The 17,580-nt window shown below is 71.2% G+C and carries 21 protein-coding genes; 10 read left to right on the forward strand and 11 right to left on the reverse strand.

Annotated elements, in window-relative coordinates; translation table 11 throughout:
* Positions 1 to 8: 8 nt before the first annotated feature.
* The gene (locus tag ACGF3A_RS10455) at positions 9 to 1,091 is read left to right on the forward strand and encodes an inositol-3-phosphate synthase (protein ID WP_393727936.1); all 1,083 of its coding nucleotides are present in this window, start codon (positions 9 to 11) and stop codon (positions 1,089 to 1,091) included.
* Positions 1,092 to 1,329: 238 nt separating this feature from the next.
* Here the strand turns inward: ACGF3A_RS10455 and ACGF3A_RS10460 are convergent, their stop codons facing one another.
* From ACGF3A_RS10460 to ACGF3A_RS10470, 3 genes are all read right to left on the reverse strand, one after another.
* On the reverse strand, positions 1,330 to 2,361 hold the full coding sequence (locus tag ACGF3A_RS10460; RefSeq protein ID WP_393727938.1) for an alanine racemase: 1,032 nt from the start codon (positions 2,359 to 2,361) through the stop codon (positions 1,330 to 1,332).
* Positions 2,362 to 2,409: 48 nt separating this feature from the next.
* Positions 2,410 to 3,540, reverse strand: coding sequence for a lipid II:glycine glycyltransferase FemX (locus tag ACGF3A_RS10465; RefSeq protein ID WP_393727940.1), 1,131 nt, complete (start codon positions 3,538 to 3,540; stop codon positions 2,410 to 2,412).
* 90 nt (positions 3,541 to 3,630) lie between these two features.
* On the reverse strand, positions 3,631 to 3,939 hold the full coding sequence (locus ACGF3A_RS10470) for a hypothetical protein (protein ID WP_393727942.1): 309 nt from the start codon (positions 3,937 to 3,939) through the stop codon (positions 3,631 to 3,633).
* A gap of 238 nt (positions 3,940 to 4,177) precedes the next feature.
* Between ACGF3A_RS10470 and rpsF the strand changes: the two genes are divergently transcribed.
* From rpsF to rplI, 4 genes are all read left to right on the forward strand, one after another.
* The gene (gene rpsF / locus ACGF3A_RS10475) at positions 4,178 to 4,468 is read left to right on the forward strand and encodes a 30S ribosomal protein S6 (RefSeq protein ID WP_393727944.1); all 291 of its coding nucleotides are present in this window, start codon (positions 4,178 to 4,180) and stop codon (positions 4,466 to 4,468) included.
* An 80-nt stretch (positions 4,469 to 4,548) separates the two neighbouring features.
* Positions 4,549 to 5,142 (forward strand): single-stranded DNA-binding protein, encoded by a 594-nt coding sequence (locus tag ACGF3A_RS10480; RefSeq protein ID WP_393727946.1) that lies wholly within the window; start codon positions 4,549 to 4,551, stop codon positions 5,140 to 5,142.
* Positions 5,143 to 5,166: 24 nt separating this feature from the next.
* Complete coding sequence (gene rpsR / locus ACGF3A_RS10485) at positions 5,167 to 5,403, forward strand: 30S ribosomal protein S18 (RefSeq protein WP_003978893.1); 237 nt, start codon at positions 5,167 to 5,169, stop codon at positions 5,401 to 5,403.
* Positions 5,404 to 5,421: 18 nt separating this feature from the next.
* Positions 5,422 to 5,868 carry a 50S ribosomal protein L9 gene (rplI, locus tag ACGF3A_RS10490; RefSeq protein ID WP_393727948.1) on the forward strand — a complete coding sequence of 149 codons (447 nt, stop codon included), beginning with the start codon at positions 5,422 to 5,424 and terminating at the stop codon, positions 5,866 to 5,868.
* A 184-nt stretch (positions 5,869 to 6,052) separates the two neighbouring features.
* On the opposite strand, the gene ACGF3A_RS10495 is transcribed toward rplI, so the two are convergent.
* The gene (locus ACGF3A_RS10495; RefSeq protein ID WP_393727950.1) at positions 6,053 to 7,408 is read right to left on the reverse strand and encodes an MATE family efflux transporter; all 1,356 of its coding nucleotides are present in this window, start codon (positions 7,406 to 7,408) and stop codon (positions 6,053 to 6,055) included.
* A gap of 467 nt (positions 7,409 to 7,875) precedes the next feature.
* On the opposite strand from ACGF3A_RS10495, the gene dnaB reads away from it, so the two are divergent.
* Positions 7,876 to 9,375 carry a replicative DNA helicase gene (gene dnaB, locus ACGF3A_RS10500; RefSeq protein ID WP_393727952.1) on the forward strand — a complete coding sequence of 500 codons (1,500 nt, stop codon included), beginning with the start codon at positions 7,876 to 7,878 and terminating at the stop codon, positions 9,373 to 9,375.
* Between the two features lie 158 nt (positions 9,376 to 9,533).
* Here the strand turns inward: dnaB and ACGF3A_RS10505 are convergent, their stop codons facing one another.
* Both ACGF3A_RS10505 and def read right to left on the reverse strand, forming a co-directional pair.
* A complete protein-coding gene (locus ACGF3A_RS10505) occupies positions 9,534 to 10,532 on the reverse strand; it encodes an RNA-binding protein (protein ID WP_393727954.1) in 999 nt (332 codons plus the stop codon).
* Positions 10,533 to 10,575: 43 nt separating this feature from the next.
* Positions 10,576 to 11,211 (reverse strand): peptide deformylase, encoded by a 636-nt coding sequence (gene def, locus ACGF3A_RS10510; protein WP_393727956.1) that lies wholly within the window; start codon positions 11,209 to 11,211, stop codon positions 10,576 to 10,578.
* Between the two features lie 72 nt (positions 11,212 to 11,283).
* Here def and ACGF3A_RS10515 point away from each other — a divergent pair, with 72 nt between their 5' ends.
* Complete coding sequence (locus ACGF3A_RS10515) at positions 11,284 to 11,874, forward strand: helix-turn-helix domain-containing protein (protein ID WP_393727958.1); 591 nt, start codon at positions 11,284 to 11,286, stop codon at positions 11,872 to 11,874.
* Here ACGF3A_RS10515 and ACGF3A_RS10520 read toward each other — a convergent pair.
* The gene (locus ACGF3A_RS10520) at positions 11,831 to 12,436 is read right to left on the reverse strand and encodes a TetR/AcrR family transcriptional regulator (RefSeq protein WP_393727960.1); all 606 of its coding nucleotides are present in this window, start codon (positions 12,434 to 12,436) and stop codon (positions 11,831 to 11,833) included. The genes ACGF3A_RS10515 and ACGF3A_RS10520 overlap by 44 nt on opposite strands.
* 86 nt (positions 12,437 to 12,522) lie before the next feature.
* Here ACGF3A_RS10520 and ACGF3A_RS10525 point away from each other — a divergent pair, with 86 nt between their 5' ends.
* On the forward strand, positions 12,523 to 13,422 hold the full coding sequence (locus ACGF3A_RS10525) for an NAD(P)H-binding protein (RefSeq protein WP_393727962.1): 900 nt from the start codon (positions 12,523 to 12,525) through the stop codon (positions 13,420 to 13,422).
* Positions 13,423 to 13,467: 45 nt separating this feature from the next.
* Positions 13,468 to 13,875: a hypothetical protein gene (locus tag ACGF3A_RS10530; RefSeq protein WP_393727964.1), complete on the forward strand. Its 408-nt coding sequence runs from the start codon at positions 13,468 to 13,470 to the stop codon at positions 13,873 to 13,875.
* Between the two features lie 72 nt (positions 13,876 to 13,947).
* On the opposite strand, the gene ACGF3A_RS10535 is transcribed toward ACGF3A_RS10530, so the two are convergent.
* A complete protein-coding gene (locus ACGF3A_RS10535) occupies positions 13,948 to 14,220 on the reverse strand; it encodes an NmrA family NAD(P)-binding protein (RefSeq protein ID WP_393727966.1) in 273 nt (90 codons plus the stop codon).
* A 156-nt stretch (positions 14,221 to 14,376) separates the two neighbouring features.
* Between ACGF3A_RS10535 and ACGF3A_RS10540 the strand changes: the two genes are divergently transcribed.
* Positions 14,377 to 15,162, forward strand: coding sequence for a TetR/AcrR family transcriptional regulator (locus ACGF3A_RS10540; protein ID WP_393727968.1), 786 nt, complete (start codon positions 14,377 to 14,379; stop codon positions 15,160 to 15,162).
* A gap of 19 nt (positions 15,163 to 15,181) precedes the next feature.
* Here ACGF3A_RS10540 and ACGF3A_RS10545 read toward each other — a convergent pair whose 3' ends face one another.
* The 3 genes from ACGF3A_RS10545 to ACGF3A_RS10555 all read right to left on the reverse strand — a co-directional run bounded on the left by ACGF3A_RS10545 (position 15,182) and on the right by ACGF3A_RS10555 (position 17,527).
* Positions 15,182 to 16,288, reverse strand: a complete 1,107-nt coding sequence (locus tag ACGF3A_RS10545) for a restriction endonuclease (protein WP_393727970.1) — start codon at positions 16,286 to 16,288, stop codon at positions 15,182 to 15,184.
* Positions 16,289 to 16,433: 145 nt separating this feature from the next.
* Entirely contained in the window at positions 16,434 to 16,829 is a 396-nt protein-coding gene (locus ACGF3A_RS10550; RefSeq protein WP_393729076.1) for a GNAT family N-acetyltransferase, read from the reverse strand.
* Positions 16,830 to 16,969: 140 nt separating this feature from the next.
* Positions 16,970 to 17,527: a DUF2269 domain-containing protein gene (locus tag ACGF3A_RS10555; protein ID WP_393727972.1), complete on the reverse strand. Its 558-nt coding sequence runs from the start codon at positions 17,525 to 17,527 to the stop codon at positions 16,970 to 16,972.
* Positions 17,528 to 17,580: the final 53 nt, after the last annotated feature.

The following is a 17,580-nucleotide window of genomic DNA, read 5'->3' on the forward strand; positions in this document are numbered from 1 at the left end:
CAACCGGAATGGGTTCGGTTCGCGTAGCCATCGCTGGCGTCGGCAACTGCGCCGCCTCGCTGGTGCAGGGCGTCGAGTACTACAAGGACGCCGACTCCGGCGCCAAGGTCCCCGGGCTGATGCATGTCCAGTTCGGCGACTACCACGTGCGCGACATCGAGTTCGTCGCCGCGTTCGACGTCGACGGCAAGAAGGTGGGCCTCGACCTGGCCGATGCCATCGGCGCCAGCGAGAACAACACCGTCAAGCTCTGCGACGTGCCGCCCACGGGCATCAGCGTCCAGCGCGGCCACACCTACGACGGCCTCGGCAAGTACTACCGGGAGACCATCGAGGAGTCCGACGCCCAGCCCGTCGACGTCGTCCAGGCCCTCAAGGACACCGAGGCCGACGTCCTCATCTGCTACCTGCCCGTGGGCTCCCAGGCGGCCGTCGAGTTCTACGCCCAGTGCGCCATCGACGCGGGCGTCGCCTTCGTCAACGCGCTGCCGGTCTTCATCGCCGGGACCAAGGAGTGGGCCGACAAGTTCACCGAGGCCGGCGTCCCGATCGTCGGTGACGACATCAAGTCCCAGGTCGGCGCCACCATCACGCACCGCGTCCTCGCCAAGCTCTTCGAGGACCGGGGCGTCATCCTGGACCGCACGATGCAGCTCAACGTCGGCGGCAACATGGACTTCAAGAACATGCTGGAGCGCGAGCGCCTGGAGTCCAAGAAGATCTCCAAGACGCAGGCCGTCACCTCCCAGATCCCCGACCGCGACCTCGGCGAGGGCAACGTCCACATCGGCCCCTCCGACTGGGTCGCGTGGCTGGACGACCGCAAGTGGGCCTACGTCCGCCTGGAGGGCCGCGCCTTCGGTGACGTCCCGCTGAACCTGGAGTACAAGCTGGAGGTCTGGGACTCCCCCAACTCCGCGGGCGTCATCATCGACGCGCTCCGCGCCGCGAAGATCGCCAAGGACCGCGGCATCGGCGGCCCGATCCTCTCCGCGTCCTCGTATTTCATGAAGTCCCCGCCGGTCCAGTACTTCGACGACCAGGCCCGGCAGAACGTGCAGGACTTCATCGACGGCAAGGTCGAGCGCTGACACCGCGCTGAGCTGAGCCGACGAAAGGGGCCAGGGAACTCTCTCCCCGGCCCCTTTCGGCGTTCTGCGCAGAGGCTGCCCCTGCCCGTGCTCTGCAGGCCGCGGGCGCCTTGTGGTTGCTCGCGCAGTTCCCCGCGCCCCTTGAGGCTCAAGGGGCGCGGGGAACTGCGCGCCCAGCCACGATGCACCCGCGGGTGCAAGCACGCGGATCCCCGCAGACGGGAAGGCCCCGACAGGGCTAGCGGTCCACAGTCCGGTCCACCGTTGTGGTCGTGTGGCGGAGGATCGCCGTCAGCTCCTCGCCGACCTTCGGCTCCGCCGCGTCCGAGGGGACGAAGAGGATCGAGACCTGCATGTGCGGCGGCTCCGCGAACCAGCGCTGCTTGCCCGCCCAGATGAACGGGGACAGGTTGCGGTTGACCGTCGCCAGGCCGGAGCGCGCGACGCTCTTGGCGCGGGACGTCATGCCGTGCAGCGCCTTGGGGGACTCCAGGCCCACCCCGTGCGACGTACCGCCCGCGACCACGACCAGCCAGCCGTCGCCGCCCACCTTCTGCTGGCGGTAGCCGAAGCGGTCGCCCTTCGCGACGCGCGTGACGTCCAGGATCGCGCCCCGGTACTCCGTCGCGTCATGGTCGCCCAGCCACAGCCGCGTGCCGATCCGCGCCCGGAAGCGGGTCTGCGGGAACTGCTGCTGGAGGACGGAGAACTCCTGCGGCTTCAGGTGGCTCACGAACATCGTGTCCAGCGGCAGCCGCGCGGCGCGCAGCCGGTCCATCCAGCCGATGACCTCCTCCACCGCGTCCGAACCGTCCGCGCGGTCCAGCGGCAGATGCAGCGCGAAGCCCTCCAGGCGGACCTCGTCGATCGCCGCGTGCAGCTTCGGCAGGTCCTCCTCGGTGATGCCGTGCCGCTTCATGCTGCTCATGACCTCGACGACGACGCGGGCGCCGCGCATCAGGCCCACGCCCTCCACCGAGGAGACCGAGCGGATCGCCCGGTCCGGCAGCGGCACCGGCTCCTCGTCCTTGCGGAACGGGGTCAGCACGAGCAGGTCGCCGCCGAACATGTCCTTGATGCGGGCGGCTTCGTACGTCGTGCCGACGGCCAGGATGTCGGCGCCGAAGCGGGTCGCCTCGTCCGACAGCCGCTCGTGACCGAAGCCGTATCCGTTGCCCTTGCAGACCGGCACGATCCCCGGGAACTGCTGTATCACCGACTGCTGGTGCGCCCGCCAGCGTTCGGTGTCGACGTAGAGGGTGAGCGCCATGGCCGGTACGGCACCTTTCTCGATCCGGGTGTGAGGGCTGTGTGAGTGTCAGCGCCGGGACATGTAGATGTCCAGGGCCTTGTGCAGCAGTTTGTTGAGCGGGAAGTCCCACTCGCCGAGATACTCGGCAGCCTGCCCCCCGGTGCCCACCTTGAACTGGATCAGTCCGAAGAGGTGGTCGTTCTCGTCCAGCGAGTCGCTGATGCCGCGCAGGTCGTACACGCTCGCGCCCAGCGCGTACGCGTCCTGGAGCATCCGCCACTGCATCGCGTTCGACGGCCGGACCTCGCGCTTGTGGTTCGCCGAGGCGCCGTACGAGTACCAGACGTGGCCGCCGACGATCAGCATCGTCGCCGCCGAGATCCGCTCGCCCTCGTGCTCGGCGAAGTAGAGCCGCATCCGGTTCGGGTCCTCGGCGTTCAGCACGTTCCACATGCGCTGGAAGTACGCCTTGGGGCGCGGGCGGAACCGGTCGCGCTCGGCCGTGATCTCGTACAGCCGCTGCCACTCGTCCAGGTCGTAGGGGTTCGCCATGTTGCCCTGGACGACCTGGACACCGGCCTTGTCGGCCTTCTTGATGTTCCGCCGCCACAGCTGGTTGAAGCCCTTGTGCACGTCCTCCAGGGAGCGGCCCTCCAGCGGCACCTGGTAGACGTACCGCGGCTGCACGTCGCCGAAGCCCGCGCCGCCGTCCTCGCCCTGCTGCCAGCCCATCCGGCGCAGCCGGTCGGCGACCTCGAACGCGCGCGGCTCGATGTGCGTCGCCTCCACGTCCCGCAGCCGCTTGACGTCCTGGTCCTGGATGCCCTTCTTGATCGCCGCGGCGTCCCAGCGGCGGATCACGACGGGCGGCCCCATCTTCACCGAGAAGGCGCCCTGCTGCTTCAGGTGCGCCAGCATCGGCTTGAGCCACTCCTCCAGGTTCGGCGCGTACCAGTTGATCACCGGACCCTCGGGCAGATACGCCAGGTACCGCTTCACCTTCGGCAGCTGCCGGTACAGCACGAGACCGGCCCCGACCATCTCGCCCGTCCGTTCGTCGAACCAGCCCAGGTTCTCCGAGCGCCACTCGCTCTTCACATCCGCCCACGCGGGCACCTGGCAGTGACTGGCGGACGGCAGGCTCTGGATATACGCCAGATGCTGCTCTCGGCTGATGGTCCTCAGGGTCAGACTCATGTCGGGACGCTCCTCCGGCGAACGTGTAATGCTCGCCGGAAGCCTACTGTGCCCCGCACAGCCCCGTTCGGGCCCCGTCAGGGGGCCGGGTCAGGGGATCAGGCCGCCGTGCGCCACACCCAGGTAGAACCCCACCGCCGCCGCGCCGAGCCCGATGATCGTCACGAACCGCTCGCCCGTCGTCGCGGAGATGAACTGGCCCCACATCCCGGTGAGGATCCCCGCCAGGCCCGTCCACGCGCTGATCAGATGCAGCCCGGGCCAGATCGAGGTGATGATCGCGACCGCGCCGAGCACCGCCGTCACCGCGGCGAACGAGTTCTCCACGGGATGCGGCTTGCCGTCGGTGTTGAGGAGGGAGAGGGGACGGAAAGGGGTCCGGCGCACTGCCTGTGCCATGGGGCACCTCCTGACGGAAGGCGGCGCGAGATGTAACGCCGCTCACACCTGTGATGTCCAGATTGCGGCGAGATCCCACCGGATTTCAACCGGAAGGCCCGGGACAGGTACGCTGGCACGTCTGCGCAGTCCCCGTATGCCCGCACACAGCGGTCGTACGCGGCGGCGCGGACACGCATTACGACCCTCCTGCCACGGAACGCCCGTGGCCGCTGAGTCCAGAGGAGGTGGGTTCCACATGCGTCACTACGAGGTGATGGTGATCCTCGACCCCGATCTGGAGGAGCGCGCTGTCTCCCCCCTGATCGAAAGCTTCCTTTCCGTCGTCCGCGAGGGCGACGGCAAGGTCGAGAAGGTCGACACCTGGGGCCGTCGTCGTCTCTCCTACGAGATCAACAAGAAGCCCGAGGGCATCTACTCGGTCATCGACCTGCAGGCCGAGCCTGCCCTGGTCAAGGAACTCGACCGTCAGATGAACCTCAACGAGTCCGTTCTGCGGACCAAGGTCCTCCGTCCCTCGACCCACTGAGGTCCCGGGACACCGAGTAGCACCACCACAGCACCACCGAGCTCCACAGCAGCCAGCAGCACCCGCCGAGAGGTTCACCCATGGCAGGCGAGACCGTCATCACGGTCGTCGGCAATCTCGTCGACGACCCCGAGCTGCGCTTCACCCCCTCCGGTGCGGCGGTCGCGAAGTTCCGCGTCGCGTCCACTCCGCGCACCTTCGACCGGCAGACCAATGAGTGGAAGGACGGCGAGAGCCTGTTCCTCACCTGCTCGGTCTGGCGTCAGGCGGCGGAGAACGTCGCCGAGTCCCTCACCAAGGGGACCCGCGTACTCGTACAGGGCCGCCTGAAGCAGCGCTCGTACGAGGACCGCGAGGGCATCAAGCGCACGGTCTACGAGCTGGACGTCGACGAGGTCGGCGCCAGTCTCCGCAACGCGACGGCCAAGGTCACCAAGACCAGCGGCCGTGGTGGCCAGGGCGGCGGCTTCGGCGGCGGTGGCGGCGGCGGCCAGGGTGGCGGCGGCTGGGGCGGCGGCCCCGGCGGCGGCCAGCAGGGCGGCGGCGGTCCCGCGGGCGACCCGTGGGCCACGGGCGCTCCGGCCGGCGGCGGCCAGCAGGGCGGCGGTGGCGGCGGCTGGGGCGGCGGCCCCGGCGGCGGCGGTGGCGGCTACTCGGACGAGCCGCCCTTCTGATCGAAATTATCTGGAGAAGAGACAATGGCGAAGCCGCCTGCTCGCAAGCCTAAGAAGAAGGTTTGCGTGTTCTGCAAGGAGAAGATCTCCTACGTCGACTACAAGGACACGAACCTGCTGCGGAAGTTCATCTCCGACCGCGGCAAGATCCGTGCCCGCCGGGTCACCGGCAACTGCACCCAGCACCAGCGTGACGTCGCCACGGCCGTGAAGAACAGCCGTGAGATGGCACTGCTGCCCTACACCTCGACCGCGCGATAAGGAAAGGGTGACCACAGCATGAAGATCATCCTGACCAACGAGGTCTCCGGCCTCGGTGCCGCGGGCGAGGTCGTCGAGGTCCGCGACGGGTACGCCCGTAACTACCTGGTCCCGCGCGGTTTCGCGATCCGCTGGACCAAGGGTGGCGAGAAGGACGTCGAGCAGATCCGCCGCGCCCGCAAGATCCGCGAGATCGCGACGATCGAGCAGGCCAACGAGATCAAGGGCCAGCTCGAGGGCGTCAAGGTGCGCCTGACGGTCCAGGCCGGTGGCCAGGGCCGTCTGTTCGGCTCCGTGACCCCGGCCGACATCGCCGACGCCATCAAGGCCGCCGGCGGCCCGGACGTCGACAAGCGCCGTATCGAGCTCGGTTCGCCGATCAAGTCCCTGGGCGCGCACCAGGTCTCGGTCCGGCTCCACGCCGACGTCGCCGCGAAGGTGGACGTCGAGGTCGCCGCGGAGTAACTCCGCGCCCGGCCTCAGCCGACGCATGAGGGCCCCGCTCTCCTCCGGTCCGCCGGAGGGAGCGGGGCCCTCGTCGTGCTCCGTGCTGCGCGCTCCCCGCTCCCCGTTTCACGTGAAACACGGGGTGGTCCTGTGGGCGGTCCTGGCGTCCCGGCGACGTTTCACGTGGAACATCGGCGCGTGGTCACGCCCGTACCGCACCCGTCACGATCCAGCGGCCCGAGCGGGCGCGGAGCCAGAGGGTCACCAGGCGCGTGCCCATCATCAGCCCCGCGACCATCCACCACAGGGCGGTCAGCCCGCCGCCCATCGACGGGACCAGCAGGGCGAGCGGGGCGAACAGCGCCAGCGTCACCAGCATCGCGCCCGCCAGATACGGGCCGTCGCCCGCGCCCATCAGCACGCCGTCCAGCACGAAGATCACGCCCGCGATCGGCTGGGTCACCGCGACCACCAGCAGCACCGGCGTGAGCTGGTCGATCACCGACTGGTCCGAGGTGAACAGGGGCATGAAGAGCGGCCGTACGAGCGCGACCAGCGCCCCCAGCACCACGCCCGAGGCGATCCCCCACTGCACCATCCGGCGGCACGCCGCCCGTGCGCCCTCCTCGTCGGAGGCCCCGAGATAGCGGCCGATGATGGCCTGCCCCGCGATCGCGATGGCGTCCAGGGCGAAGGCCAACAGGGACCAGAGGGTGAGCGCGATCTGGTGCGCCGCGATGTCCGCGTCCCCCATCCGGGCCGCCACCACGGTCGCGATCATCATGACCGCGCGCAGCGAGAGCGTACGGATCAGCAGCGGGGCGCCCGCCTGGGCGCTGGCCCGTATGCCCGCGAGGTCGGGGCGGAGCGGGGCGCCGTGCTTGCGAGCTCCCCGTACGACGACGGTCAGATAGACGGCGGCCATGCCGCACTGGGCGATCACCGTGCCCCAGGCGGAGCCCGCGATGCCGAGGTGGAAGCCGTAGACGAGGAGGACGTTGAGCGCCGCGTTCGCCGTGAAACCGCCGATCGCGACGTAGAGCGGGGTGCGGGTGTCCTGGAGGCCGCGCAGCACGCCCGTGGCGGCGAGGACGACCAGCATGGCGGGGATGCCGAGCGCGCTGACCCGCAGATACGTCACGCCGTACGGCGCGGCCGTCTCCGAGGCCCCGAAGAGGTCGAGGAGCGTGGGCGCGGCGGGGATGACGACGGCCACGACGGCGGCGCCGAGCAGCAGCGCGAGCCAGATGCCGTCGATGCCCTGGCGCAGCGCGGCGGGCAGGTCGCCCGCGCCCAGGCGGCGGGCGACGGCCGCGGTGGTGGCGTAGGCGAGGAAGACGAAGATGTTGACGCCGGTCTGGAGCAGGGCCGCCGCGACGCCGAGTCCGGCGAGCTGCGGGGTGCCCAGATGGCCGACGATGGCGCTGTCGACCATGACGAAAAGGGGCTCCGCGACGAGCGCGCCGAAGGCGGGGAGAGCGAGCGCGACGATCTCGCGGTCGTGCCGGCGCACGGCCGCTCGCGCCGACGATCTCGGCGTGGCGGAGGAGGGGCTCATGGGTTCGATCCAAACATCCACAGGTAATGAGCGCAAGGCACATTGACCTGTTACTTGTCCGTGTACGGAAAGGCTCTGCGCCGGGGTGATGAACCTCTGCGGGTACAAGTCCCGAAGTTTTTTCCCCGCACAGGGGGTGGATGGCCTTTGTGCAGGTCAGATGGGGTGCGGGGAGAGTGTGGACGAGTAATCCACAGGACTGTCCCCCGACTCGTGCACAGCTTTTCCCCAGTTGTCCACAGGATGCGTGGCGTCATCCACAGCCTGCTGTGGATTAGATGGTTGGCTGAACCCGGCGGCCCACCTACCGTAGTGCAGCGCCCGCCTCAGATTCCCCTCGACTTCACCGCGGTACCGACGCGCCGTAACCGGAGTTGGGCGTCCCATTTGTCAGAGCTGTGCCGTAAGACTGTGCCGTGCGACTGTGCCGCACGAAGAGGGGGCACCGGCCGGGAGGAGGTGACGGGGTGACCCAGCAGCCCGAGCATGTCGAGGACCCCTGGATCACCGAGCTCGCCGCCACCGAGGGCTTCCCGGTCGCCTCCCAGCGCCGCACCCCGCGGGGCAGCGGGAACGGGAACGGACAGTCGGAGCGGCACGACCGCGGCCCCGAGGGCGACGGCCCCGGCGGCCCGCCCGGCGGCTTCGAGCGCGTCCCCCCGCAGGACCTGGAGGCCGAGAAGTCCGTCCTCGGCGGCATGCTGCTCTCCAAGGACGCCATCGCCGACGTGGTCGAGGTCCTCAAGGGCCAGGACTTCTACCGCCCCGCGCACGAGACCGTCTACCAGGCGATCCTCGACCTGTACGCGAAGGGCGAGCCCGCCGACCCCATCACCATCACCGCCGAGCTCACCAAGCGCGGCGAGATCGCCCGCGTCGGCGGCCCGGGATACGTGCAGTCGCTCGTCCAGGCGGTCCCCACCGCGGCCAACGCGGAGTATTACGCGGAGATCGTCCACGAGCGCGCCGTCCTCCGCCGCCTCGTCGAGGCGGGCACCCGCATCACCCAGATGGGATACGCGGCGGACGGCGACGTCGACGACATCGTCAACTCCGCCCAGTCCGAGATCTACGCGGTGACCGAGCAGCGCACCAGCGAGGACTATCTCCCCCTCGGCGACATCATGGAGGGCGCGCTCGACGAGATCGAGGCCATCGGCTCCCGCAGCGGCCAGATGACCGGCGTCCCCACGGGCTTCACCGACCTCGACTCCCTGACGAACGGCCTCCACCCCGGCCAGATGATCGTCATCGCGGCCCGCCCGGCCATGGGCAAATCCACGCTGGCTTTGGATTTTGCCCGCGCCTGTTCCATCAAGCACAACCTGCCGAGCGTGATCTTCTCCCTGGAGATGGGGCGGAACGAGATCGCGATGCGTCTCCTCTCCGCCGAGGCGCGGGTGGCGCTGCACCACATGCGGTCCGGGTCGATGACGGACGAGGACTGGACGCGGCTCGCGCGGCAGATGCCGGGCGTGACGGACGCCCCGCTCTACATCGACGACTCGCCGAACCTGTCGATGATGGAGATCCGCGCCAAGTGCCGCCGCCTCAAGCAGCGGAACGATCTCCAGCTGATCGTCATCGACTATCTCCAGCTCATGCAGTCGGGCGGCTCGCGGCGGCCCGAGAGCCGTCAGCAGGAGGTCTCGGAGATGTCCCGTAACCTCAAGCTGCTCGCGAAGGAGCTGGAGGTCCCGGTGATCGCGCTCTCGCAGCTCAACCGTGGTCCGGAGCAGCGGACGGACAAGAAGCCGATGGTGTCGGACCTGCGTGAGTCCGGCTCGATCGAGCAGGACGCGGACATGGTGATCCTGCTCCACCGCGAGGACGCGTACGAGAAGGAGTCCCCGCGGGCCGGTGAGGCGGACCTGATCGTGGCGAAGCACCGTAACGGTCCTACGGCGACGATCACCGTGGCCTTCCAGGGCCACTACTCCCGCTTCGTGGACATGGCGCAGACCTAGGCCCCTTCTGATGGATCTTGCTGGGCTCGCGGCGCCCTGCGACTCCGGCTCCGGCGTTGTCGTCGGTCGGCAACGCTCCGCGTTGACTCCCTCCTCCGCCTTGGATCCGAAGCCGCAGGACGCCGCTCCCTGATCCAGCCTGATCCATCAGAAGGGACCTAGCTCCCGGGTGGATCGGAGGGCAGGTCGGCGAGGGAGCGTTCGGCCTGCCAGCGGGCGCGCAGCACTCCGTCGCTGTCGGGCATGACAGCGGAGAGGAGAGGGACGCGTTCCTCCGCGTCCATGGACAGCAGTGCCGCGGCGTCGGCAGCGGAGATCCGGGCGACCAGCTCCGGAAACTCCTCCTCGTCAGCGACGGCGCTGTGGATCAGGCCGTCCTTGTCCTGCCAGACACCCTCGATGAGGCCGTCGGCGGGGAGGGCGTCGAGGACGGTGGCGATGTCGGAGGACAGGCCCGGCCACACGGCCAGGCGGGCGCGGGGAGCGAGGGCGGAGCGAACCGTGTCGAGGGTGTCGCCGGTGAGGCGGTGCCATCGCGAGGAGTTCTGGACGTGGATCTCTTCCAGGAGCATGGAGCGGCCGCCGGTCACGGCTCCGCGCAGGCCGGTCCAGAACTCGTCGTCGCCCGGCCGTAGGACGCCGTCCTCGTCGGGCTCGAAGTCGTAGGGGGACGCGTCCAGGCGTTCCGGGTACAGGCCGAGCTCGCGGGTACGGGCCAGTGCCGCGTGGCAGGGCCGGCTGCTGCCGAGGTAGAGGTACTGGTCCCACCCGACGTGCACGGCGAACGCCCCCTCCACCTCCAGCCGGCACCAGGCGCCGGAGTCCCGCAGCATGAGCCGCACGAGCTCCACCGCGGTGTCCAGCGGCACCCCGGCTCCGTCGTGGAAGCCGGCGAGACCTCCTGGGAGGAGCGTGCTGAGACCGAAGCCGTCCACAGGCGGCTCGACGCCGAAATGGACGGACGACGAGACCTCCGGCTCGCGGACGGTCAACCGGTCGACGCCGGTATCCGCGGCGAACGCCCGTACCGCCCGAAGGTAGGCCGCCTCCACCGCGCCGTGATCGCTGGTGGTGTCCTCCGGGCCGGTGTAGTGCCCGTGAGCGTCACGGTCGGCGGGGTCGTACTTGGTGACGCGATGGACGTGGGGAAGCTGCACGCCGCCATCTTCCAGCGCCGCCCGCCGGTGAGCGGCCGGGGGGCTACTCGCCTTCGCCGGTCAGGCGTTCCGTGTTCCGGGTGCGGCGGGCGTAGACCTCTTCGCGGCGGTCGGTCATCTGGCGGAGGGCGGCCTTGCGGTCGCGCTGGGAGAGGCGGTCGAGGTACGTCCCGCCGTGCAGGTGGTCGGTCTCGTGCTGGAGGCAGCGGGCGAAGTAGCCGGTGGCCTCGATGACGAGGGGCTTGCCGTCCATGTCCTGGCCGCGGGCGACGGTGTGCTCGGCGCGGGGGAGCGTCATCCGGGCGCCGGGGACGGACAGGCAGCCCTCGCCGTCCTCCAGGAGGCTGCGGGTGGCGGGGTCGGGCGGGTCGAGGACCGGGTTGACGAGGTGGCCGACGTGGCGCACGCCCTGCTCGTCGGGGCAGTCGTAGACGAAGAGCCGGAGGTCGACGCCGACCTGGTTGGCGGCGAGTCCGGCGCCGTCGGCGACGTACATGGTCAGGAACATGTCGTCGATGAGCGCCGCGAGTTCGGGGGTGCCGAACTCGGTGACGGGGCGGCAGGGGCGGTGCAGGACCTCCTCGCCGACCTCGGTGACGCGGCGCACGGAGCCGCGCCGGGCCTCGGGGGAGAGCGCGGGGTAGTGCTCGACGGGCTGTCCCTGGACTCGTGTGGGCACCGGGTCCTCGTCCTCTCCTGTTGTCGTTGCTGTCGCTTGCCAAGCGTTTTGCAAAGTACCAGACTTTGCAAAGTGATTGAAGAAGAGGATCAGCTGCCCACGCACGAGGTACGGACCGCGCTGCTGGCCCTGCTCGACGAGGCCGGGACCGTGACGGCGACGCAGGCGGCGGCCCGGCTCGGGTACAGCTCGGGGCTGTGCTCGTTCCATCTGCGGCAGCTCGCGCGGTACGGGCGTATCGAGGAGGCCCCGCGCGGAGGCGGCGGGCGCGGGGGCGCGCGCCCGTGGCGGCTGCGGACCGCGCAGGAGGCGGCGGCCGGTCCCGAGGGGTTCGGCGAGCTGGCGCGGGGCCTGGAGGACGAGAGCTACCAGCGGTGGCTGGCGTCGCGGGACGCGGCACCGGAGGAGTGGCGGCGGGACGAGGCGTTCAGCGAGATCGTCCATCTGACGCCGGAGGAGATGACGGCCGTGGCGGAGGCCGTGCGGAGCGCGTTGGCGCCGTACCGGGCGCGGGAGACGGACGCCGGGGCGCGTCCCGCGGGCGCGCGCCCCGTGGCCGTCGTCAGCCGCGTCTTCCCGCTGCTGCCCGGGGACGAGGCGGGCCGAGCCGCACGAGCCGCTACGCGGGGCGGAAGAGACCCGCGCGGGCGGCGGCGAGGGTGAGGTCGGCGGCGTGCTCGGCGAGGGCGTCGTCGAGAGGCTCGGAGAGCACGAGCAGCCGCAGGTAGACGGGCGCGATCAGCGACTTGAGGAGGAGCGCGGGGTCGGTGCCCTCCGGGAGCTCGCCGCGTTCGACGGCGCGGGTGACGAGGGGCGTGGCGCGCCGGAAGCGGTCGGCGAAGAGGCCCTGGCGGACGGCGGCGATCTCGGGGAGGCGCCCCGCGTCGGAGTAGAGCGCGGCCGTGACGCCCTGCTCGTCGATGCTGCTGACCGAGCGGACCATGGCGCGGGCGAGCGCGCGCAGGTCGGATTCGAAGGCGCCGGTGTCCGGGATGGGGATGCGGTCGGCGAGGTGCTCGGTGAGCGCGTCGGTGACGAGCGTCTCGCGGTCCTTCCAGCGGCGGTAGACGGTCGTCTTGTGGACGCCCGCGCGGCGCGCGACGTTGTCGACGGTGAGCGCGGCGAAACCGCTCTCCGCCAGCTCCTGGCGGGCTGCGGCGAGGACGGCCGCCTGGACCCTGGGGCCCCGGGCCTGCCGCTGCGCGGGCGTGCTCTTCTCGCTCATCGCAACTCCCAGTTGCATTGTGGGACGGCTCGTGTCAGGCTCACGCTATCGCAACTCGGAGTTGCGAATCAGCCTGGGGAGGAAACATGCACCTGATCACCGGCGCGACCGGCAACGTCGGACGCCCCCTCGTCGAGCTTCTCGTCGCCGCGGGCGCCCCCGTGCGCGCCCTCAGCCGCGACCCGGAGAAGGCGGCGGCGGCCCTGCCCGCATCCGTCGAGGCCGTACGGGACGGGGCGGAGGGGCCCGGGACCTTTCCGCTGGAGGCGCTGGAGGGCGTGCGCACGGTCTTCGTGAACCACGCCGCCGTGGGCGACCGCACCGAGGCCCTGCTCCGGCAGGCCGCGGAGCACGGCGTGCGCGACGTCGTACTCCTGTCGACCGCCGCCGCGCTGGACGAGGCCAACCCCGTCGGCGCCCACCACCGCGAACTGGAGCGCCTGGTGCGGGAGTCCGGCCTGCGCTGGACGGCGCTGCGCCCCGGCGTCTTCCACTCCAACGCGCTGGCCTGGGCCGAGGGCGTCCGTACGGACGGCACGGTACGGGCACCGTACGGCGCCGCCCGCGTCACGCCCGTCGACGAGCGCGACATCGCGGCGGTCGCGGCGCGCGCCCTGCTCGACGGCCTCGACGGCCTCGGCGAGGGAAGCGCGCTGGCGGGGCGTACGCCCGTCCTGAGCGGCCCGGAGCAGCTCAGCACCGAGGACCAGGTGCGGATCCTCGGGGAGGCGCTGGGCAGGCCCGTACGGTTCGAGGAGCTGGACCCCGGCGCGTGGCGGGCGGGCCTGGTGGCCGCGGGCGTCCCGGAGTGGGTGGCCGACGGGCTGGCGGGGCACTACGCGCGGGCCGCGGCGCACCCCGTCGAGGTCTCCCCGGTGGTGGAGGAGGTCACCGGCAGGCCGCCGCGCCCCTTCGCGGAGTGGGCGGCGGCGCACGCGGCGGCCTTCGGCGGGGCGTCCGCCGGAGAGGCTCCGGCACGTCGGTAAGGGCACGGACACGGCACTGTCAGTGGCGGGTGGGACGGTGGTCGTATGAGCACACCGACGGCGTCACAGACATGGGCCCTGGACGACATCGAGCGGGCGGTGCGGGCGAGTTGGGCCGCCGACACCTGCTCTCCGGACGACATGGCGCGCGAGCCGTGGACGGTGGAGAACCCGGCCTGGGGCCACTGCGACGTGACGGCGCTGGTCGTGCACGACTTCTTCGGCGGCGAGCTGCTGTGCGGCGAGGTGTTCCTGGACGGCGAGCAGCACGGCTACCACTGGTGGAACAGGCTGGGGAGCGGAGTGGAGACGGACCTGACCCGCGACCAGTTCCGGCGCGGCCAGACGGTGACGGAGGGCCGCGTGGTGGCCCGCCCGCCGGGGCGCCCGCCGCGCCGCGCGGAGGAGTACGAGCGCCTGCGCGAGCGCGTGGAGGCCCGGCTGGGGGCGTGAGGGGGCGGCTCCTCCTCAAGGGGCCCTCTTCAGGGGCCCCCTTCAGGGGGTAGAGGGCGCGGATGTGTTCCTCTATCGCCCATTTGTTCGCGAGGGGGGTGAGCTCGTTCTCCTGCCGGGCCCCTGCGGTGAGGGCCGCGTCGGCGACGTTCCGCCCGTGCCGGCGAGCGTCCGCGTGGCCTCGCCCGAGGCGTCGCGCGTCAGCGCCCGGACCCGCCAGCCGTCCGCGGGGAGTCGCGTGGCGACGGCGCCGCACTGCTGGGCTGTCGCGCCGGTGACGAGAATCGTACGAATGTTCACCCCCCCTTCTCTCCGTGACTCTGCGTGCTTCCCTGCCCACGACACATCTCCGCAGGTAGGGGCGATTCCGCGTTCTCCATGCCTTTCTCCGGGGCTAGAATCGGAATGGATAACCCGTTTAACGTAACGGAATGCTCGGCCCGTTTGTCAGCGGGCGACGGGCCTTCCGGGGCGCGGAGGCACGGCGAGAGGGGCCGACGGATGGCGAACGGCGCGGGCGACCGGGGCGCGGCGGACATCCCGGCGAGCAGGGCGGACGCCCGGCGGAACAGGGCGCGGGTGCTGGACGCCGCGCGCACCGCCTTCGCGGCCGAGGGCCGGATGGTGCCGCTCGGCGAGATCGCGCGCCGCGCGGGCGTCGGCGCCGGGACGGTCTACCGGCACTTCCCCTCCAAGGAGGCCCTGTTCGAGGCCGTGATCGTGGAGAGCGTCGAGGCGTGCGTACGGGAGGCACGCGAGTTGACGGGGTCCAGCGCGCCGGGCGAGGCCTTCTTCCGATTCCTCGAACAGATGGTTGAGCGCGCGGCGTTCGACCGCGCGCTGTGCGACGCGCTGGCGGAGGCCGCCCGTCACGCGGGCCGGGCCCCCGACCACGCGGCGGACGCGCAACGGGAGTTCGGGATCGCGTTGCGCGAGCTGCTCGTACGGGCGCAGCGTGCCGGTGCGGTGCGCGGCGATGTCGACGTGGCGCACGTCCATACGCTGCTGGTCGGCTGCGCGGCGATGGAGCAGCGCGGGGAGAGGGTGGGACGGCCGCCGGGGCTCCTCACAGCCGTCGTCTTCGACGGCCTGCGCACCGATGGGACCGTAACGAAATTCCGTAACGAAAAAGAGCGCGCCGGGGCGGTGACCCGTAACGAAACCCCGTGCTGCGAGACGTGCGGTGCTCCGCTGCCCGCACCCCGGACCGGACGTCCGGCCCGCTACTGCGGAGCGGCCTGCCGACAGAAGGCGCACCGGGAGCGGCGCCGCAGGGCGCACGCGTAGACCGGTGGGAGCGGGGGCCTCAGGCGACGGATTCCAGCACGCGGAGCCGGGCGCCGTTGTTCCACGACTCCAGCAACCCCCGGTGCACGGCGGTGACATCGTGCCGTGCCGCCCTCAGCAGCGCGTCGCGCGTGAACGGCGCGGTGGACACCAGCAGCGCGGCGTCCGCGCGGTGCTCGCGCCTGGCCGCGCCGACGAACGCCTGTACGTCCGCGCTGGTCACCGACGTGTTCGGGGCCCGTCGCTCGCACTGGACGACGAGCCGCCGTCCGTCGGCCGTGTGCCCCAGGACGTCGGCACGTCCCTCGCGTCCCGAGGTCGCCGGGGGCACCGTCACGCCCGTACAGCCGTCGCGGCGGCACAACCAGGCGATGTGCTGGGCGAATTCGCGCGGGCCCAGCTCGTCCAGGGCCGCGAGCGAGCCCGCCGACTCCGCATCCCGTTCCCACAGCACCTTGTTGAGCCGCGCGATCTCCTCCTGGTGGCCGGAGAGGCGGCGGCGCAGCTCGGAGTCGGACCGGATCAGCTCGTTCAACAACGGGACGACGGCCCGCCCCACCGCCGAGCGCACCGCCTCCTCCGCGAGGACCCGCAACCGCGCCTCGTCCCGCGTCTCCGGGGGACCCCACTCCGCGAGCCGCTGCTCGACATGGTGCAGGACGCGGGCGTCGAGCCACTGCTCCAGGTTGTGGAAAACCGAGTTTTCCACAGGGGGCGCGGAGGGCTCGGAACGCTGTCCCGACTCGGCGTCGAGCAGGTACGTACGCACCTGACGTGCGACGACGCTGTCGCGGAGGAGCATCGCCACGTTGAGGACGGTGCGCCGCGTGAAGAGCGCCAAGTGGCGCCCTGTGTGCTTGTCGAGGGAACTAAGCTCCTTGAAGGAGCTTAGTTCGGCGCCGCTCAGCACCCGGTAGCCGTTCGCCTCCAGCTCCTGCCGGTGGTCGACCACGAGGGAGCGGACGGCCTTGATGTCGACGCCGAAGTAGGCGGCGACCATCCGCGTCGTCATATGGAGATCGTCGGGGAGCAGGGTGAGCGTCTTCACCCTGTCCAGCACTTCCGTGCGCCCCGTCATGCTCGTGCGCAGGGTCTCGGACTCCAGCAGGACGCTGTCGTCGAACATCGTGCCCCCTCCAACGGCCTCTTCAGGCCCGTGCGTCGGGACGGCGTCCCGAACGAGCCATCCCCCCGAGGGGAAACGAGTCCGACAGTATGAAGACACGCGCGAATGGTGCGAATGCTTGCTATTCGCGCCCCCAATTGGCGCTCTACAACGCCATCTTGAACCCCAGATGGGACGCCTCGAAGCCGAGGCGCTCGTAGAAGCGGTGGGCTTCGACGCGGGTGGCGTCGGAGGTGAGCTGGACCAGGACGCAGTCCTGGCGGCGGGATTCGGCGATGGCCCACTCGATGAGGCGCGTGCCCAGGCCCGTTCCGCGTGCGTCGGTGTGGATGCGGACGGCCTCGATCAGGGCGCGGGCCGCGCCCCGGCGGGAGAGGCCGGGGATGACGGTGAGGTGCAGCGTGCCGACGGTGCGGCCCTGCTGGACGGCGACCACGAGGTGCTGGTGGGGGTCGCCGTCGATGCGTGCGAAGGCGGTGCGGTACGGGGTGAGGTCGCCGGGCGTCTCGCGCTGGGCGCCGAGCGGGTCGTCGGCGAGCATCGCGACGATCTCGGGTATGTCCTCGGCGGTGGCCCGCCGGACGGTGAGTTCGGGCAGGGCGGGGGACGCCGAGGCGTCTGAGGGTGCGGAGTGCGAGGTCACGCTCGGAGCGTACGCCCCGCACGTCCCTCGGGTCAGGGTTACCTGAGCCGGGGCTGGGGCCGGGCCACGGGACGGCGTGCCCGTGCCGTACGGCCGCGCCGCGTCGGGCCCCAGGGCTTGAGGACGGAGAGGGCGGTCATGAAGAGGTAGGCGCTCAGCGCGACGCACGGCGGGACCAGGAGGTCGACGGGGGCGACGGCCTGCCCGGCCCCGGCGGCGGACACGGCGGAGTCGATCGTCGCGCGGAAGGCGAAGATGCTCGCCGCCGTGGTGACCAGGGTCAGCCAGAACTTGGTCCAGACCCAGCGGTGCCGGGCGAGCCCCCAGTGGGTGCCGAGCGAGAGGATCAGCCCGGTGGCCAGGGTGAGGAGGGAGAGGGGCGCGAGCAGCCAGTCGCCGAAGACCTTCATGGCGCGGTAGCTCCCGGCCGCCGTGGTCGTGGCCGCGGCCGTGTCCTTGCCCGGTCCTGTGCCGCCCGCCGCGGCGCCCGTCACGGCGAGGGCGAGCAGGCACAGGGTGGTGCCGAGCCAGGACGCGGAGGCGCCGACGTGGACGACGAGCGTGGCCCTGCGGGCGGGGCGGGAGAGTCGCTGCATGCCCTCGACGGTCCCGCGCGAGGGCCCTCACGGCGTCTGACGCGGGGAGTATC

This window comes from Streptomyces sp. NPDC048172 (assembly GCF_043202595.1).
In the GTDB taxonomy this organism is placed as follows: Bacteria; Actinomycetota; Actinomycetes; order Streptomycetales; family Streptomycetaceae; genus Streptomyces.

What these genes read in the sequence shown, in the direction of transcription:
- ACGF3A_RS10455 (WP_393727936.1), top strand. Translation starts at nt 9, where the DNA reads ATGGGTTCGGTTCGCGTAGCCATCGCTGGCGTCGGCAACTGCGCCGCC.
- ACGF3A_RS10460 (WP_393727938.1), bottom strand. Translation starts at nt 2,361, where the DNA reads ATGGCGCTCACCCTCTACGTCGACACCGAACGCTGGCGGGCGCACCAG.
- ACGF3A_RS10465 (WP_393727940.1), bottom strand. Translation starts at nt 3,540, where the DNA reads ATGAGTCTGACCCTGAGGACCATCAGCCGAGAGCAGCATCTGGCGTAT.
- ACGF3A_RS10470 (WP_393727942.1), bottom strand. Translation starts at nt 3,939, where the DNA reads ATGGCACAGGCAGTGCGCCGGACCCCTTTCCGTCCCCTCTCCCTCCTC.
- rpsF (WP_393727944.1), top strand. Translation starts at nt 4,178, where the DNA reads ATGCGTCACTACGAGGTGATGGTGATCCTCGACCCCGATCTGGAGGAG.
- ACGF3A_RS10480 (WP_393727946.1), top strand. Translation starts at nt 4,549, where the DNA reads ATGGCAGGCGAGACCGTCATCACGGTCGTCGGCAATCTCGTCGACGAC.
- rpsR (WP_003978893.1), top strand. Translation starts at nt 5,167, where the DNA reads ATGGCGAAGCCGCCTGCTCGCAAGCCTAAGAAGAAGGTTTGCGTGTTC.
- rplI (WP_393727948.1), top strand. Translation starts at nt 5,422, where the DNA reads ATGAAGATCATCCTGACCAACGAGGTCTCCGGCCTCGGTGCCGCGGGC.
- ACGF3A_RS10495 (WP_393727950.1), bottom strand. Translation starts at nt 7,408, where the DNA reads ATGAGCCCCTCCTCCGCCACGCCGAGATCGTCGGCGCGAGCGGCCGTG.
- ACGF3A_RS10520 (WP_393727960.1), bottom strand. Translation starts at nt 12,436, where the DNA reads ATGAGCGAGAAGAGCACGCCCGCGCAGCGGCAGGCCCGGGGCCCCAGG.
- ACGF3A_RS10525 (WP_393727962.1), top strand. Translation starts at nt 12,523, where the DNA reads ATGCACCTGATCACCGGCGCGACCGGCAACGTCGGACGCCCCCTCGTC.
- ACGF3A_RS10530 (WP_393727964.1), top strand. Translation starts at nt 13,468, where the DNA reads ATGAGCACACCGACGGCGTCACAGACATGGGCCCTGGACGACATCGAG.
- ACGF3A_RS10540 (WP_393727968.1), top strand. Translation starts at nt 14,377, where the DNA reads ATGGCGAACGGCGCGGGCGACCGGGGCGCGGCGGACATCCCGGCGAGC.
- ACGF3A_RS10545 (WP_393727970.1), bottom strand. Translation starts at nt 16,288, where the DNA reads ATGTTCGACGACAGCGTCCTGCTGGAGTCCGAGACCCTGCGCACGAGC.
- ACGF3A_RS10550 (WP_393729076.1), bottom strand. Translation starts at nt 16,829, where the DNA reads ATGCTCGCCGACGACCCGCTCGGCGCCCAGCGCGAGACGCCCGGCGAC.
- ACGF3A_RS10555 (WP_393727972.1), bottom strand. Translation starts at nt 17,527, where the DNA reads ATGCAGCGACTCTCCCGCCCCGCCCGCAGGGCCACGCTCGTCGTCCAC.